The sequence below is a fragment of the Paenibacillus terrae HPL-003 genome (assembly GCF_000235585.1).
GTDB lineage: Bacteria > Bacillota > Bacilli > Paenibacillales > Paenibacillaceae > Paenibacillus > Paenibacillus terrae_B.
Genome location: NC_016641.1, coordinates 772,625 through 787,765 on the forward strand (window position 1 = coordinate 772,625; position 15,141 = coordinate 787,765).

Annotated in this window: 30 protein-coding genes; all 30 read right to left on the minus strand. The window is 45.2% G+C overall.

What is annotated here, in order from left to right; all coding sequences use genetic code 11:
* Positions 1-17: 17 nt before the first annotated feature.
* The 30 genes from rpsK to tuf all read right to left on the minus strand — a co-directional run bounded on the left by rpsK (position 18) and on the right by tuf (position 15,128).
* The gene (gene rpsK, locus HPL003_RS03750; protein WP_013312144.1) at positions 18-413 is read right to left on the minus strand and encodes a 30S ribosomal protein S11; all 396 of its coding nucleotides are present in this window, start codon (positions 411-413) and stop codon (positions 18-20) included.
* Positions 414-432: 19 nt separating this feature from the next.
* Positions 433-801, minus strand: a complete 369-nt coding sequence (gene rpsM, locus HPL003_RS03755; protein WP_007432560.1) for a 30S ribosomal protein S13 — start codon at positions 799-801, stop codon at positions 433-435.
* Positions 802-822: 21 nt separating this feature from the next.
* On the minus strand, positions 823-936 hold the full coding sequence (gene rpmJ / locus HPL003_RS03760; RefSeq protein ID WP_003333770.1) for a 50S ribosomal protein L36: 114 nt from the start codon (positions 934-936) through the stop codon (positions 823-825).
* A 117-nt stretch (positions 937-1,053) separates the two neighbouring features.
* The gene (gene infA / locus HPL003_RS03765; RefSeq protein ID WP_006212898.1) at positions 1,054-1,269 is read right to left on the minus strand and encodes a translation initiation factor IF-1; all 216 of its coding nucleotides are present in this window, start codon (positions 1,267-1,269) and stop codon (positions 1,054-1,056) included.
* Positions 1,270-1,271: 2 nt separating this feature from the next.
* A complete protein-coding gene (locus tag HPL003_RS03770) occupies positions 1,272-1,580 on the minus strand; it encodes a KOW domain-containing RNA-binding protein (protein ID WP_014278301.1) in 309 nt (102 codons plus the stop codon).
* A 9-nt stretch (positions 1,581-1,589) separates the two neighbouring features.
* Positions 1,590-2,129 (minus strand): M24 family metallopeptidase, encoded by a 540-nt coding sequence (locus HPL003_RS03775; RefSeq protein ID WP_014278302.1) that lies wholly within the window; start codon positions 2,127-2,129, stop codon positions 1,590-1,592.
* Positions 2,130-2,134: 5 nt separating this feature from the next.
* Positions 2,135-2,779 carry an adenylate kinase gene (locus tag HPL003_RS03780; RefSeq protein ID WP_014278303.1) on the minus strand — a complete coding sequence of 215 codons (645 nt, stop codon included), beginning with the start codon at positions 2,777-2,779 and terminating at the stop codon, positions 2,135-2,137.
* Between the two features lie 90 nt (positions 2,780-2,869).
* Positions 2,870-4,168 carry a preprotein translocase subunit SecY gene (gene secY / locus HPL003_RS03785; RefSeq protein WP_014278304.1) on the minus strand — a complete coding sequence of 433 codons (1,299 nt, stop codon included), beginning with the start codon at positions 4,166-4,168 and terminating at the stop codon, positions 2,870-2,872.
* Entirely contained in the window at positions 4,168-4,608 is a 441-nt protein-coding gene (rplO, locus tag HPL003_RS03790; RefSeq protein WP_013312149.1) for a 50S ribosomal protein L15, read from the minus strand. The genes secY and rplO overlap by 1 nt, the downstream gene beginning before the upstream one ends.
* A 43-nt stretch (positions 4,609-4,651) precedes the next feature.
* Positions 4,652-4,837, minus strand: coding sequence for a 50S ribosomal protein L30 (gene rpmD / locus HPL003_RS03795; RefSeq protein ID WP_014278305.1), 186 nt, complete (start codon positions 4,835-4,837; stop codon positions 4,652-4,654).
* A gap of 12 nt (positions 4,838-4,849) precedes the next feature.
* Positions 4,850-5,347 (minus strand): 30S ribosomal protein S5, encoded by a 498-nt coding sequence (gene rpsE, locus HPL003_RS03800; protein WP_013312151.1) that lies wholly within the window; start codon positions 5,345-5,347, stop codon positions 4,850-4,852.
* Between the two features lie 27 nt (positions 5,348-5,374).
* Positions 5,375-5,743 carry a 50S ribosomal protein L18 gene (rplR, locus tag HPL003_RS03805; protein ID WP_014278306.1) on the minus strand — a complete coding sequence of 123 codons (369 nt, stop codon included), beginning with the start codon at positions 5,741-5,743 and terminating at the stop codon, positions 5,375-5,377.
* Positions 5,744-5,858: 115 nt separating this feature from the next.
* Positions 5,859-6,401: a 50S ribosomal protein L6 gene (rplF, locus tag HPL003_RS03810; protein WP_014278307.1), complete on the minus strand. Its 543-nt coding sequence runs from the start codon at positions 6,399-6,401 to the stop codon at positions 5,859-5,861.
* Between the two features lie 33 nt (positions 6,402-6,434).
* Entirely contained in the window at positions 6,435-6,833 is a 399-nt protein-coding gene (gene rpsH, locus HPL003_RS03815; RefSeq protein ID WP_014278308.1) for a 30S ribosomal protein S8, read from the minus strand.
* Positions 6,834-6,865: 32 nt separating this feature from the next.
* Positions 6,866-7,051, minus strand: coding sequence for a type Z 30S ribosomal protein S14 (locus HPL003_RS27300; RefSeq protein ID WP_013312154.1), 186 nt, complete (start codon positions 7,049-7,051; stop codon positions 6,866-6,868).
* A gap of 76 nt (positions 7,052-7,127) precedes the next feature.
* Positions 7,128-7,673: a 50S ribosomal protein L5 gene (rplE, locus tag HPL003_RS03820; RefSeq protein ID WP_014278309.1), complete on the minus strand. Its 546-nt coding sequence runs from the start codon at positions 7,671-7,673 to the stop codon at positions 7,128-7,130.
* Positions 7,674-7,704: 31 nt separating this feature from the next.
* On the minus strand, positions 7,705-8,058 hold the full coding sequence (gene rplX, locus HPL003_RS03825) for a 50S ribosomal protein L24 (RefSeq protein WP_013312155.1): 354 nt from the start codon (positions 8,056-8,058) through the stop codon (positions 7,705-7,707).
* 36 nt (positions 8,059-8,094) lie between these two features.
* Positions 8,095-8,463: a 50S ribosomal protein L14 gene (gene rplN / locus HPL003_RS03830; protein ID WP_007432573.1), complete on the minus strand. Its 369-nt coding sequence runs from the start codon at positions 8,461-8,463 to the stop codon at positions 8,095-8,097.
* A 34-nt stretch (positions 8,464-8,497) separates the two neighbouring features.
* Positions 8,498-8,761, minus strand: coding sequence for a 30S ribosomal protein S17 (gene rpsQ / locus HPL003_RS03835; RefSeq protein WP_007432574.1), 264 nt, complete (start codon positions 8,759-8,761; stop codon positions 8,498-8,500).
* A gap of 50 nt (positions 8,762-8,811) precedes the next feature.
* Positions 8,812-9,009 carry a 50S ribosomal protein L29 gene (rpmC, locus tag HPL003_RS03840; protein WP_014278310.1) on the minus strand — a complete coding sequence of 66 codons (198 nt, stop codon included), beginning with the start codon at positions 9,007-9,009 and terminating at the stop codon, positions 8,812-8,814.
* Entirely contained in the window at positions 8,999-9,433 is a 435-nt protein-coding gene (rplP, locus tag HPL003_RS03845; RefSeq protein ID WP_014278311.1) for a 50S ribosomal protein L16, read from the minus strand. The genes rpmC and rplP overlap by 11 nt, the downstream gene beginning before the upstream one ends.
* 2 nt (positions 9,434-9,435) lie before the next feature.
* Positions 9,436-10,101, minus strand: coding sequence for a 30S ribosomal protein S3 (gene rpsC / locus HPL003_RS03850; protein ID WP_014278312.1), 666 nt, complete (start codon positions 10,099-10,101; stop codon positions 9,436-9,438).
* A 13-nt stretch (positions 10,102-10,114) separates the two neighbouring features.
* A complete protein-coding gene (gene rplV, locus HPL003_RS03855) occupies positions 10,115-10,447 on the minus strand; it encodes a 50S ribosomal protein L22 (RefSeq protein ID WP_013312157.1) in 333 nt (110 codons plus the stop codon).
* Positions 10,448-10,483: 36 nt separating this feature from the next.
* Positions 10,484-10,762 (minus strand): 30S ribosomal protein S19, encoded by a 279-nt coding sequence (rpsS, locus tag HPL003_RS03860; protein WP_007432579.1) that lies wholly within the window; start codon positions 10,760-10,762, stop codon positions 10,484-10,486.
* Positions 10,763-10,834: 72 nt separating this feature from the next.
* Positions 10,835-11,665, minus strand: coding sequence for a 50S ribosomal protein L2 (gene rplB / locus HPL003_RS03865; RefSeq protein WP_014278313.1), 831 nt, complete (start codon positions 11,663-11,665; stop codon positions 10,835-10,837).
* A gap of 30 nt (positions 11,666-11,695) precedes the next feature.
* A complete protein-coding gene (gene rplW / locus HPL003_RS03870) occupies positions 11,696-11,986 on the minus strand; it encodes a 50S ribosomal protein L23 (RefSeq protein WP_014278314.1) in 291 nt (96 codons plus the stop codon).
* Positions 11,986-12,609: a 50S ribosomal protein L4 gene (gene rplD / locus HPL003_RS03875; RefSeq protein WP_013312160.1), complete on the minus strand. Its 624-nt coding sequence runs from the start codon at positions 12,607-12,609 to the stop codon at positions 11,986-11,988. The genes rplW and rplD overlap by 1 nt, the downstream gene beginning before the upstream one ends.
* 26 nt (positions 12,610-12,635) lie before the next feature.
* Complete coding sequence (gene rplC / locus HPL003_RS03880; protein ID WP_013312161.1) at positions 12,636-13,259, minus strand: 50S ribosomal protein L3; 624 nt, start codon at positions 13,257-13,259, stop codon at positions 12,636-12,638.
* A gap of 31 nt (positions 13,260-13,290) precedes the next feature.
* A complete protein-coding gene (rpsJ, locus tag HPL003_RS03885) occupies positions 13,291-13,599 on the minus strand; it encodes a 30S ribosomal protein S10 (RefSeq protein ID WP_005544556.1) in 309 nt (102 codons plus the stop codon).
* Positions 13,600-13,937: 338 nt separating this feature from the next.
* Positions 13,938-15,128: an elongation factor Tu gene (gene tuf / locus HPL003_RS03890; protein ID WP_010348813.1), complete on the minus strand. Its 1,191-nt coding sequence runs from the start codon at positions 15,126-15,128 to the stop codon at positions 13,938-13,940.
* Positions 15,129-15,141 lie beyond the last annotated feature (13 nt).

Here is a 15,141-nt window from a genome sequence, read left to right on the forward strand (position 1 = left end):
GCAGAGGAGAAATCTCATTAGACGCGACGACGTTTTGGAGGACGGCATCCGTTATGAGGTACCGGAGTTACGTCTTTAATCAGGTTAACTTCCAGTCCAGCTGCTTGCAAAGAGCGGATCGCTGCTTCGCGTCCTGCGCCTGGTCCTTTAACCATGACTTCGACAGTTTTCATGCCGTGTTCCATTGCAGCTTTAGCAGCAGTTTCTGCGGCCATTTGGGCTGCGAATGGAGTAGATTTACGGGAACCACGGAATCCCATGCCGCCTGAGCTGGCCCAAGAGATTGCGTTACCGTGTGGATCTGTGATCGTAACGATCGTGTTGTTGAACGTGGAACGGATGTGTGCCACGCCAGTCTCGATATTTTTACGGTCACGGCGTTTTGTACGTACAACTTTTTTCGGTTTAGCCATTGAATGTTATCCTCCCTTCTTATTTCTTTTTGTTCGCTACAGTCCGACGAGGACCTTTACGGGTACGAGCATTAGTTTTGGTACGTTGTCCGCGAACAGGCAATCCACGACGGTGACGAACACCACGGTAGCAGCCAATCTCAGTCAGACGTTTAATATTCAAGGAAATTTCACGACGCAGATCGCCTTCTACTTTAACTTCTTTGTCGATCGTTTCACGTAATTTGCTCACTTCATCTTCAGTCAAATCACGAACACGCGTGTTTGCACTGATGCCTGTTTCCTTCAAAATTTTCTGAGAAGTCGTTTTACCGATTCCGAAAATGTAAGTCAAGGCGATCTCAACGCGTTTGTCACGTGGTAAATCCACACCAGCTATACGAGCCATTTTACGCTACACCCCCTTCTATTAACCTTGTTTTTGTTTGTGTTTCGGATTTTCGCAAATAACCATTACATTCCCTTTGCGGCGAATGACTTTGCATTTCTCGCAAATAGGTTTTACAGAAGGTCTTACCTTCATGTTGATTACCTCCTCCAAGCTTTACCCTGGTAAAACTCGCTTCGTGAACATTCACATCGTTTTGCCGAGCAAAACAAGTTTTTTTAAATGACGTACGTTTAATTAAACCTGCATGAATTACTTGCGGTACGTAATACGGCCTTTAGTTAAATCGTAAGGCGATAACTGTACAACCACCTTGTCGCCTGTCAAAATACGGATAAAGTGCATCCGCAGCTTTCCGGAAACATGAGCAAGAATTTGATGACCGTTCTCCAGCTCTACCTTGAACGTAGCGTTCGGCAGTGGCTCGATTACCGTACCTTCAACCTCAATGACATCTTCTTTGGCCAAAGTCAGTCTCCTTTCTCTTCAGCTTGGTATTCGGACGACTCCAGGAAAGTTTTCACTGCATGACGCAGCTTTCCGTTTGTCACCCGACCGCTTTCGTTTAAACTGTTTACAACCTCGCTACTGATCTTGGGTTGAGGCATCAGATGAAGAACGTTTTTCTTCTTCGCCTGATCAAACTTTCGTTTGTCCCCATCCGCAATATATACAAACCTGCTGTCCGCTATAGAAACGACAACCGCAATCTGTCCGACATCTCTGCCTTTCAGAATCTTCACCAGCTGACCGATTTGCAGGTTTCCTTGCTGAATCATTCAAATCACCTACGCACTCAGTTTCGTGAAAATGTCCATGCCGTCCGTTGTGACCGCCACCGCTTGCTCGTTACGAGCACGAGAGGCCACGTTCACCGTTACGACCGTCCAGTTGTCTTCCAGCGCCCCCACATGGCGAGAACCTATATGAACCATGAGTTCAATAGCCAGCACCATGCCGGTTTTCAGCCTCGGCCCCTGCTCGGGAATACCACGGTTTGGATTCTCAGTATATTGCCGAATGGCATGCGACATTGTAAACTGGCGAGTCTTTGCGATGATATCGCCTTTGTTTAACTTGCGTTTGCCGGGAAATCCGTCCACCAGTTGTTCGTTGACTGAAGCGCAAATGCTGGCAGGAAAACCGTTATAACCCTTAAAAGACGGCACAGCTCCTTGACTGCGAATATACCGATCAGCTAAATGATCAAGTTCACCGGTCGTAATACCGGGCTCGATGTGTTCCACCAAGAAATGATCCGTTCCCGAATCCACTCTCTCAGCTTTCCTCATAAAGCTTAATTCCGTCCCCGACTTGCAAATGATCATTACAGCTAACCCCGCAACAAGGACACGATATTTTGGGAAACCACATCAATATCCTGTTCTCCGTCAATATGACGCAGAAGATTCTGGTTCTCATAAAACGTGAGGAGTGGTGCTGTTTTATTACTATATTCGTCAAGCCGTGTTCTTACGCTATCTTCGTTGTCGTCAGGGCGCTGGTAGAGCTCCCCGCCGTCTTTATCACAGATGCCTTCAACCTTAGGAGGATTAAAGACAACATGATAGCTAGATCCACAGGTTTTGCAAACCCGCCGTCCTGTGATTCGTACCAACAATTTGTCACGATCCACTTTCAGGTTGATGACGTCATCAAGTTTCGTATTTAAACGACCCAAAATTTGATCCAAGGCTTCAGCCTGAGCTAAAGTTCTAGGAAAACCGTCCAGCAAGAAACCTTTCTTACAGTCCGGCTGTTGTAGCCGTTCTTCAACGATACCAATCGTTACGTCATCTGGAACAAGTTCACCCTTGTCGATATATTCTTTGGCTTTAATGCCAATAGGTGTTCCCTGTTTCATCGCCAGGCGAAACGCGTCACCTGTCGAGATATGAGGAATGCCGAATTCCTTCACAATGACATCTGCTTGTGTACCTTTACCAGCCCCCGGAGGGCCCATGATTAAAATATTCACAATCTGTCACTCCTCAAGACGACCCCTACACAAGAAACAGCACAAAAGGTGCCGGTAAGCATGCGAACATCCTAAGCCGGAACCCATTGCCTATTTGTTGATGAAGCCTTTGTAATGGCGTTTGATCAGTTGGCTTTCAATTTGCTTCATCGTATCCAATGCTACACCGATAATGATGAGCAATGAAGTACCGCCAATTTGCACGGAACGAGGCAAGCCTGAAAGCGAACCGAAGAATACCGGCAATACGGATATGACTGCAAGGAACAAAGCCCCTGTCATCGTCAAACGTGACATTACTCGTGTCAGGTATTTCTCCGTGGCTTTACCCGGACGAATTCCAGGAATATAACCGCCGTTTTTCTTCATGTTGTCGGCCATTTGCTGCGGATTCATCTGTACAAAGGTATAGAAGAATGTGAAACCGATAATCATTACGACATACAAGACCATACCCAGCGGCTTGTCATAATACAAGTAAGTGGTAATCCACTTCGCCCAAGCTTGATCTGCCCAAAAACTCGCAATAATTGTCGGGAATTGCAGCAAAGATACCGCAAAGATTACCGGAATAACGCCTGCCGCATTTATTTTCATCGGAATATGCGTATTCTGGCCACCGTACATTTTGTTGCCAACTACACGTTTGGCGTATTGTACCGGGATCTTCCGAATACCTTGCTGGATGTAGATAACACCCACAATAATCAGAATAATCACCAAGGCAATAATAATTGCCTTCAGAATATTCATAAACAGTTGATCTGCCTGAATAAACTGGGATTCCACAACCGTCCGAATATGTCTTGGAATACCTGCCGCGATCCCTGCAAAGATAACAATAGAGATACCGTTGCCGATTCCCTTTTCGGTAATTTGCTCACCTAGCCACATAAGGAACGTAGTTCCTGCTGTAAGCACAATAGCAATTACCAGATAATCCGCAAAAGTCGCTCCTGGAATCATCGCTGCACCGTACAGTCGGTTAAAGCCAATCGACGTCCCGAATGCTTGAATCAGGCCCAGTATTACCGTACCATACCGTGTAAGTTGAGCCAACTTCTTTTTACCATGCTCTCCTTGTTTAGCCCATTCCGCAAGTTTCGGAATCACGTCCATTGACAGCAACTGTACAATGATAGACGCTGTAATATATGGCATAATCCCGAGGGCAAAGATCGAGAACTGATACAAAGCGCCCCCTGAGAAGGTGTTAAGGAGTCCAAACAACTCGCTTCCTGCCTGATCCTGAGAAGTAAAGACTTGCTTGTTCACGCCGGGAACCGGCACGAAGGAGCCAATACGATATACAAACAGTATAAACAGGGTAAACAGGATTCGGGTTCTAAGATCCTCAACCCGCCATATATTTTTCAGGGTCTTGAACATTAGATCACCTCGGTTTTACCGCCGGCAGCTTCAATTTTCTCTACCGCAGATTGAGAGAACTTGTTCGCTTTAACTGTCAATTTCACAGTGATTTCACCGTTACCCAGAATTTTAATTCCGGATTTCGCGTTTTTCACAATGCCATTGTTCAGCAAAAACTCAGGGCTTACTTCTGTACCTGCTGCAAAACTGTTCAAATCTTCGATATTCAAAACCGCATACTCTTTACGAGTAGGATTTACGAAACCGCGTTTAGGCAAGCGACGATACAGTGGGTTTTGACCACCCTCGAAGCCCGGACGTACACCACCGCCGGAACGAGCGTTTTGACCCTTATGACCACGACCAGAAGTTTTACCCGTACCGCTACTAGGACCACGACCCAAACGTTTACGTTCTTTGCGGGAGCCTGGAGCTGGGGAAAGCTCATGTAACTTCATCGTTCGTTGCACCTCCTTGATTATTGTTAAAATGCTTTATTTCTTAAGCCTCGATTTCTTTAACAGAAACCAAATGGCTAACTTGATTAATCATCCCGCGAATCGCTGGATTGTCGGGTTGAATTACTTTATGGTTGATTTTACGCAAGCCGAGCGTTTTAACAGTCGTTCTTTGAGTACCAGGACGACCGATCAACGAACGAACGAGGGTAATTTCTAATTTCGCCATGACATTCCCTCCTTAGCCCAGCAGCTCTTCGATGGATTTGCCGCGCAATTTTGCAACTTCTTCAGCGCGTTTCAAGCGGGACAAACCTTCCAATGTCGCATTGACCATGTTCATGGAATTCGAAGAACCCAGAGATTTTGTCAAGATATCACCTACACCAGCAAGTTCCAGTACAGCACGAACCGGACCGCCAGCGATAACTCCAGTACCTTCCGATGCCGGTTTCAACAGAACCCGGCCAGCACCGAACTTACCTGTAACAAGGTGAGGAATAGTTGTTCCTACGAGTGGAACGTGAACCAGGTTTTTCTTAGCATCTTCAATACCTTTGCGAATCGCATCAGGTACTTCGCCAGCTTTACCGATTCCAGCGCCTACCCAGCCGTTACCGTCGCCTACTACTACCAGAGCACTAAAGCTGAAACGGCGTCCGCCTTTGACAACTTTAGCTACGCGATTAATATTTACTACTCTTTCAGTCAGTTCCAAAGTGTTCGGATCTACACGCAAGTCGTTAACCTCCTTTTGAGAAATGTCTTAGAATTCAAGGCCTGCTTCGCGAGCTGCATCAGCCAAAGCCTGAATCCGTCCATGATACAAGTATCCACCACGGTCAAATACAATGTTAGCATGACCTTTTTCTTTTGCACGTTTAGCAACGAGTTCGCCAACCTTACGAGCTGCTTCTACGCTGCCACCGTTTTTGATTTCACTGCTCAGTTCTTTATCCATAGTGGATGCAGATACCAATGTTACACCAGCTACATCATCAATCAATTGTGCGTAGATATGTTTGGCAGAACGGAACACGTTCAGACGAGGACGAACAGCCGTGCCTTCGATTTTCTTACGTACACGTAGATGTCTTCTGACACGCGCTTTATTTTTATCTTGTTTTGTAATCATCTTAAGTTTTCACTCCCTTCAGTTTGCCTTTTAAAGCTTTATACTAAGACGCACTGGGTAAAAAAGAAGTACGAAGTCTTTCCGGTAGAAAGACCGCACAAAGTCGGTAAGAAACTTATTTCTTCTTACCGGCTTTACCTTCTTTACGAATGATGCGCTCGCCTTCGTATTTAATCCCTTTACCTTTGTACGGCTCAGGTTCACGAACGGAACGAATTTTAGCAGCATAGGCACCTACGCGCTCTTTATCAATTCCGCGAACGATGATTTTAGTGTTCGAAGGAACTTCGAATTCGATGCCCGCTTCCGGTGTGATTTCAACCGGGTGAGAGTATCCAACGTTCAGAACGATCTTATCTCCGGATTTGCTTGCACGATATCCGACCCCAACCAGCTCCAGAGATTTTGAAAATCCTTCAGTTACACCACTTACCATGTTGTTGACAACGCTGCGGGTTGTTCCATGCAAAGAGCGGTGAAGTTTGTTGTCCGAAGGACGAATTACGTTGATTTCATTGTTTTCCACAGTAACGGACATGTCTTTATGAAGCTCACGAGTCAATGTTCCTTTAGGACCTTTAACTGTGATCGCTGTGTTGTTCAAAGTTACGTCAACACCACTTGGTACTGTGATTGGCTTACGACCAATACGGGACATATCTGTTGCACCTCCTATCTTTTAAACGTTATCTTACCAAACGTAGCAAACCACTTCTCCGCCGGCTTTAGACTGACGCGCTTCTTTGTCGGTCATGATACCTTTGGATGTCGAAATGATCGCGATCCCGAGTCCACCCAGAACACGTGGAATCTCATTGCTCTTCGTGTAAACGCGAAGACCTGGTTTACTGATTCTTTTCAAACCTGTAATAACACGTTCATTGTTTGCACCGTATTTCAAGAAAACACGGATGATCCCTTGTTTGCTATCTTCAACAAATTCCGCATCACGAATGAATCCTTCACGTTTCAGGATGTCGGCGATTTGTTTTTTCATTGTAGATGCAGGCATTTCTACTGTTTCGTGACGAACTGTGTTCGCGTTACGAATACGAGTAAGCATATCTGCAATTGGATCAGACATAGTCATTGTGTATAAACCTCCTTCCCAAACAGGACTTTTTACCAGCTTGCTTTTTTCACGCCAGGAATCTGGCCTTTATAAGCTAATTCACGGAAGCAAATTCTGCAGATCTTAAACTTTTGCAGCACCGAATGTGGACGACCACAACGCTCGCAACGAGTATAAGCACGAACTTTAAACTTTGGTGTGCGTTGTTGTTTGACTTTCATTGAAGTTTTTGCCACTTAGCCTGACACCTCCTAAATAGTTTCGGAGAACAGGGTGTCTTTTATATCAGACGCCCGAAACGATATGCCAACATTACTTTGCGAAAGGCATGCCCAGCTGAGTCAGAAGCTCACGGGACTCTTCGTCAGTTTTGGCAGTCGTTACGATAACGATGTCCATACCACGAACTTTATCAACTTGATCGTACTCGATTTCCGGGAAGATCAATTGTTCTTTCAGACCAAGCGTGTAGTTACCACGTCCGTCGAAAGCTTTTGTTGAAACACCATGGAAGTCACGTACGCGAGGAAGCGTGATGTTGAACAATTTGTCCAAGAAGTAATACATACGCTCACCACGAAGTGTTACCTTTACACCGATCGGCATGTTTTCGCGCAATTTAAAACCTGCAATAGATTTTTTTGCGCGAGTGATTACTGGTTTTTGACCAGCGATCAACTGCATGTCGTTCACAGCCGAATCAAGCACTTTGGAGTTTTGGACTGCGTCGCCAACACCCATGTTGATTACAACCTTCTCGATTTTAGGCACTTGCATTACTGATGTATAACTGAACTTCTGCATCAAGGCAGGAGTGATTTCTTTCAAGAAACGCTCTTTCATTCTTGTTGTTGCCATGAATCATAGACCTCCTTTCATTAAAAAATAATTAGTCGATCACTTCGCCAGAACGTTTTGCAATGCGCACTTTTTTTCCGTTGTCCAATACTTTGTAACCAACACGAGTTACTTTTCCGCTCTTCGGATCAATGTGCATAACGTTGGAAACGTGAATCGGAGCTTCTTTCTCGATGATGCCGCCTTGTGGATTCAGCTGATTAGGCTTTTGGTGTTTTTTAATCATGTTAACACCTTCCACAAGCACACGGTTTTGACGAGGGTAAGCAGCGATAACGCGACCCTTTTTACCTTTATCTTTACCTGTAATCACCAGAACAGTATCGTCTTTTTTGACGTGCAGCTTGTTGTTATGGGATTCCAGAACTTTTTTCACTTTTGGCATTTCGTACACCTCCTACGGGCACAATTTAAGGTGAATTTAGATCACTTCCGGAGCCAAGGAAACGATTTTCATGAAATCCTTGTCACGAAGTTCGCGAGCAACTGGTCCGAAAATACGAGTACCACGTGGGCTCTTGTCTTCTTTAACGACCACTGCTGCGTTCTCGTCAAATCCGATGTAGGAACCGTCTTTACGGCGGATAGAACGTTTAGTACGAACGACAACCGCTCTTACTACATCACCCTTTTTGACAACGCCGCCTGGTGTTGCTTGTTTTACGGAACAAACGATCAGGTCACCAATTTGAGCTGTACGACGTCCCGTACCACCGAGCACACGGATACACATCAGTTCCTTCGCGCCGGAATTGTCAGCTACAGTCAAACGTGTAAATGGTTGAATCATTTATATATCCTCCTTTCGGAAAAACTACACTACATTAGATTATAACAGCTTTTTCAACGATTTCGACCAGTCTCCAGTTTTTGTCTTTGGACAAAGGGCGAGTTTCCATGATTTTAACAGTATCACCGATTTGTGCGGTGTTGTTTTCGTCATGAGCTTTGAATTTCTTTGTTACTTTAATGCGTTTATGGTAGAGATCATGTTTTTTGTAAGTTTCTACAGCAATCACAATCGTTTTGTCCATTTTATCGCTGACTACTTTACCGACTAACACTTTACGGGCATTACGTTCGCTCATTGTTGGCCTCCTTCCTAATTACAGGCGGAATCTCCACCCGGTCTAATATCTTAACTAATCCCAAGTTCTCTTTCACGGATCACAGTTTTAGCACGAGCAATTTCCTTACGTACATCGCCGATCCGAGTCGGGTTATCAAGCTGACCGGTAGCGAGTTGAAAACGAAGGTTAAAGAGTTCTTCTTTGAACCCAGAGATCTTTTGTTCAATTTCAGCAGTGGTTAGGTTGCGAAATTCACTAGCCTTCATTTGCTTCACCACCCAATTCTTCACGTTTCACAAACTTAGTTTTGATTGGCAGTTTGTGAGCGGCAAGACGCATTGCTTCACGAGCAATATCTTCCGGAACACCAGCAAGTTCGAACATGATCTTACCTGGCTTCACTACTGCAACCCATTTTTCTACGTTACCTTTACCACTACCCATACGAACCTCAAGAGGCTTCTGAGTAATTGGTTTGTCAGGGAAAATTTTAATCCAAACCTTACCACCACGTTTGATGTAACGAGTCATCGCAATACGAGCAGCTTCGATTTGACGGTTAGTAATCCATGCAGGTTCAGTAGCTTGCAAACCATACTCACCAAAGTTCAGTGTAGTACCGCCTTTTGCACGACCCTTCATATGACCACGTTGTTGCTTACGATGTTTTACGCGTTTTGGTACCAACATGATTAGTTGCCTCCTTCCTGAGGAGCTTGTTTCTTAGCTGGAGGAAGAACCTCTCCACGATAGATCCATACCTTTACGCCAATACGGCCGTAAGTTGTATGAGCTTCCGCTGTACCGTAGTCAATGTCGGCACGAAGCGTATGCAGTGGAACTGTTCCTTCGCTGTACCCTTCGGAACGAGCGATTTCGGCACCGCCAAGACGTCCGCCTACTTGAGTTTTAATTCCTTTTGCTCCAGAACGCATAGTTCTTTGAATCGCTTGTTTCAAAGCACGACGGAAAGAAACGCGACGTTCCAATTGTTGTGCAATGCTCTCAGCAACCAAGATTGCATCCAGCTCAGGATTTTTAATTTCAGAAATATTGATGTGTACCTTTTTACCGCCTGCGATTTTAGTGATTTCATTACGCAAGTTTTCAACTTCGGAACCACCCTTACCGATAACCATACCAGGTTTCGCAGTGTGAATCGTTACGTTGACACGGTTAGCTGCTCTCTCGATTTCAACACGGGATACAGCGGAATCTTTCAATCTTTTTTTCAGATGTTCACGAATTCTAACGTCTTCCAGCAAAAGATCACCGAAATCTTTGCCTGCATACCATTTGGATTCCCAATCACGGATAATACCGATTCGGAGTCCGACGGGATTTACCTTTTGGCCCACACGTTTTCCCTCCTTATTTTTCAGATACCACCAGAGTAATATGACTGGTGCGTTTATTGATGCGGCTTGCACGTCCCATTGCACGCGGGCGGAACCGTTTCATTGTAGGACCTTGGTTCACAAAAACTTGCGATACAACCAATTTGTTCACGTCCAAAGAGTAGTTGTGGTCTGCATTTGCAATAGCAGAGTTCAACAGCTTCTCAACGACTGGAGAAGCGGATTTCGGAGTATGGCGAAGAATTGCGATCGCCTCACCAACCTGCTTGCCGCGGATCAAATCGATAACGAGTTTAACTTTACGAGCGGAAATCCGTACGGATTTAGCATGTGCTTTTGCTTCCATTGAGTTTACCTCCTCTCAAACACTACGCTGTGTTGATTATCTTCTTGTTTTCTTATCGTCATCCGTATGGCCTTTATAGGTACGTGTTGGAGCGAATTCGCCCAACTTGTGTCCGACCATATCTTCCGTTACGTATACTGGCACGTGTTTACGACCATCGTATACACCAAACGTGTGTCCGATAAATTGTGGGAAAATCGTAGAGCGACGGGACCAAGTTTTGATCACAACTTTTTTGTCCGATTCGTTCAAAACCTCTACTTTTTTCAGCAAGTAACCATCAATGAATGGTCCTTTTTTGAGACTGCGACCCATGTATGAATCCTCCCTTCGTTAAAACGTTGTCGTTCCTTAATATGTTAACGTGCGACTTAAGCGCACGTCTTATTACTTAGTACGACGACGAACGATGTATTTATCAGATGCTTTGCCTTTTTTACGTGTTTTGTAACCAAGAGTTGGTTTACCCCATGGAGACATTGGAGATTTACGTCCAATTGGAGCACGACCTTCACCACCACCGTGTGGGTGATCGTTAGGGTTCATAACAACACCACGAACTTCAGGACGTTGTCCCAACCAACGGCTACGTCCGGCTTTACCGATCTTCACCAATTCATGGTCTTCGTTACCAACAGAACCGATTGTAGCGCGGCAAACTTTCAGAACGCGACGAACTTCACCAGAAGTCAAACGAATTGTTACATACTTCTCTTCTTTACCAAGAAGCTGGGCTTCCGTACCGGCAGCGCGAACGAGTTGACCACCTTTGCCCGGTTTCAATTCGATGTTGTGGATAACCGTACCCACTGGAATGTTCTCCAAAGGCAAAGAGTTACCGATTTTAATATCGGCACCTACGCCGGAAACCACTTCGTCCCCTACTTTCAAGCCTTTAGGAGCGATGATATAACGTTTTTCACCATCCACATAGTGGATAAGTGCGATGTTAGACGTACGGTTTGGATCATATTCGATCGTAGCAACGCGGCCCGGTATTCCATCTTTGTTACGTTTGAAGTCAATAATACGGTATTTACGTTTGTGTCCGCCGCCATGATGACGAACCGTAATTTTACCTTGGTTATTACGTCCAGCTTGCTTACTCAGAGGCGCCAGCAACGATTTCTCGGGCTGATTAGTTGTGATCTCCTCGAAAGTAGATACAGACATAGCGCGTCTGGCTGGGGACGTCGGTTTATACTTTTTAATTGGCACTGAGTTTCCCTCCTTACTTTACAGTTTCAATTATACCGTCTCAAAAAACTCAAGCGGCTTACTGTCTTTGCTCAGCGTTACGAACGCTTTTTTCCACTCGCTCGTATAGCCGGAATGACGTCCGTAGCGTTTTGGTTTTGCAGGAACACGAAGCGTATTTACGCTACTTACTTTCACGTTAAAGATCGCTTCGATTGCTTTTTTAACTTCGACTTTATTGGAACGAATGTCTACCTCGAAAACGTATTTCAAGTCATTCATCATACCAGCCGTACGTTCGGTGATAACCGGACGTTTGATAATATCACGAGGATCCTTCATTACGCGAGCACCTCCTCTACCTTCTGAACTGCTTCCTTCGTAATGATCAGTTTGTCGTGTCCAAGCACGTCAAGAACATTAATGCCATCTGCGGCCACAAACTTCACACCAGGAATATTACGAGCGGACAGAGCCACATTATCATCATAGCTAGGAGCTACAATCAATGCTTTACGGTCAGCTTTAAGGTTGTTCAAAATGGCTGCGAATTCTTTCGTTTTAGGTCCGTTCAGTGTAAGAGCGTCCAATACGATAATTTCATTCTCAATCACTTTAGAAGACAAAGCCGATTTGATCGCCAAGCGACGAACCTTTTTAGGCAATTTGTAAGCATAGCTGCGTGGAGTCGGACCAAATACAGTACCGCCACCAACCCATTGCGGTGCACGGATCGAACCTTGACGAGCGCGGCCAGTACCTTTTTGTTTCCAAGGTTTACGTCCGCCACCACGTACTTCAGAACGTCCTTTTACTTTGTGAGTACCTTGACGCAGGGAAGCCAATTGCATAACAACAGCGTCATGAAGAACGTGTTTATTCGGTTCGATACCGAATACTGCATCGTTCAATTCAATTTCGCCAACTTGGCTGCCGCTAATATTAAAAAGTGCTACTTTTGGCATTTCGTGTTCCTCCTTTCTTCAGTTGTTTATTTTTTCACCGTTTCTAATACTTTAACGAAGCTGTTTTTAGGGCCTGGAATAGAGCCTTTCACGAGCAATACATTACGTTCTGTATCGATCTTAACAACTTCAAGGCGTTGGATCGTTACCGTTTCATGCCCCATGTGTCCTGGCAGGTGTTTACCTTTAGGAACGCGGTTAGCTTGAATGGAGCCCATCGAACCTGGACCTCTGTGGTAACGCGAGCCGTGTGCCATTGGTCCGCGGCTTTGTCCCCAACGTTTGATAACGCCGGCAAAACCTTTACCTTTAGAAATACCTGTTACGTCAACGAATTCGCCTTCTGTGAAGACATCAGCCTTCAGTTCTTGGCCAACCTCGTACGCAGCAAGGTCGATGCCACGAAGTTCACGAACGTAGCGCTTAGGTGCAGTATTTGCTTTTTTAGCATGTCCTGCTTCAGGTTTATTGGATCTTTTTTCTTTTTTATCAGAGAAACCGAGTTGAATAGCTTCGTATCCATCGTTTTCCAGATCTTTCTTTTGCAGAACAACACAAGGGCCCGCTTCGATAACCGTAACAGCAAGTACGTTACCTTCAGGGGTGAACACTTGAGTCATTCCGAGTTTTTTTCCTAAGATACCTTTCATGTTGACACCTCTTTTCTTTTCCTAATACAAATTACAATTTAATTTCGATATCTACACCGGACGGCAGGTCCAAGCGCATCAAGGCATCCACAGTTTGTGGAGTCGGGTTAACAATGTCGATCAGACGCTTATGTGTGCGCATTTCGAACTGCTCCCGGGAATCCTTGTACTTGTGTACCGCACGGAGAATAGTAATGATTTGTTTTTCAGTTGGTAGCGGAATTGGTCCGGATACACCTGCGCCCGAACGTTTAGCTGTTTCAACAATTTTCTCAGCGGATTGATCAAGAATTCTGTGGTCGTAAGCTTTCAAACGAATACGAATCTTTTGCTTTGCCATTTTAGTCCCTCCTTCTATCGCCCAATTTGGTATCGGACATACTCCGTGAAAATTTTCCGACATCCCTCCCATGGCAAAGGGGCCGGGTGTGTCAGTAACCTCTCACATCATCGCACAGTCACAAACAACATTAGTTATTATATCTAATAGTTCTGCCTATTGCAAGCAAAAACGAAAAAACAATGCATCTTATTTTCAAAAGATACAATTGTACTCGCAGCTCGCGATTTATTCAAGAGAAAAGCCCCCGCACTAGGGCGGGGGCTTCTTTAGCTCCGTTCCAATACAATGTTACTCGTTCCAGTACAATGTTGCTTTATTTAAAGGCTAAAGCCTTCTTATTTAGAGATTGTTGCTACCGCACCAGCGCCAACTGTACGTCCACCTTCACGAATAGAGAACTTAGTTCCTTCTTCGATAGCGATTGGGTTGATCAGTTGAACAGTAACTGTGATGTTATCACCAGGCATTACCATTTCAGAACCTTCTGGCAAAGTGATAATACCAGTTACGTCAGTTGTACGGAAGTAGAACTGTGGACGGTAACCAGTGAAGAAAGGTTTGTGACGTCCACCCTCTTCTTTAGTCAAAACGTAGATTTGAGCAGAGAATTCTGTATGTGGGTTAACAGAACCTGGCTTAGCCAAAACTTGGCCACGTTCGATTTGTGCACGATCTACACCGCGAAGCAATGCGCCGATGTTGTCGCCAGCTTGAGCGGAGTCAAGCAATTTGCGGAACATTTCCACGCCTGTTACTACGGATTTACGGGACTCTTCTTGAATACCGATGATTTCGATTTCGTCGCCCACTTTAACTGTACCACGTTCTACACGGCCTGTAGCAACAGTACCACGACCTGTGATGGAGAATACGTCCTCGACAGGCATCAAGAAAGGCTTGTCAGTGTCGCGTTCTGGAGTTGGGATGTAAGTGTCGATTGTTTCGAACATTTCAACGATTTTCTTAGCCCAGTCACCTTCTGGGTTTTGCAGTGCTTCACGAGCGGAACCACGAGTGATTGGTGTGTCATCGCCTGGGAAGTCATACTCACTCAGCAAGTCGCGAACTTCCATTTCAACCAGTTCCAGCAACTCTTCGTCTTCCACCATGTCGCATTTGTTCAGGAATACAACGATGTAAGGAACGCCTACTTGGCGGGACAACAGGATGTGTTCGCGAGTTTGTGGCATTGGGCCGTCAGCTGCGGATACAACCAGGATTGCTCCGTCCATTTGAGCAGCACCAGTGATCATGTTTTTAACATAGTCGGCGTGACCTGGGCAGTCAACGTGTGCATAGTGACGGTTCGGTGTTTCATATTCCACGTGTGCTGTGGAGATTGTGATACCGCGCTCGCGCTCTTCTGGAGCTTTATCGATTTGGTCGAATGCTACAGCAGCACCACCGTAAGTTTTGGACAATACAGTTGTGATTGCAGCAGTCAAAGTAGTTTTACCATGATCGACGTGACCAATAGTACCGATGTTAACGTGCGGTTTGTTACGTTCAAACTTAGCCTTTGCCATTTGAACAATTCCT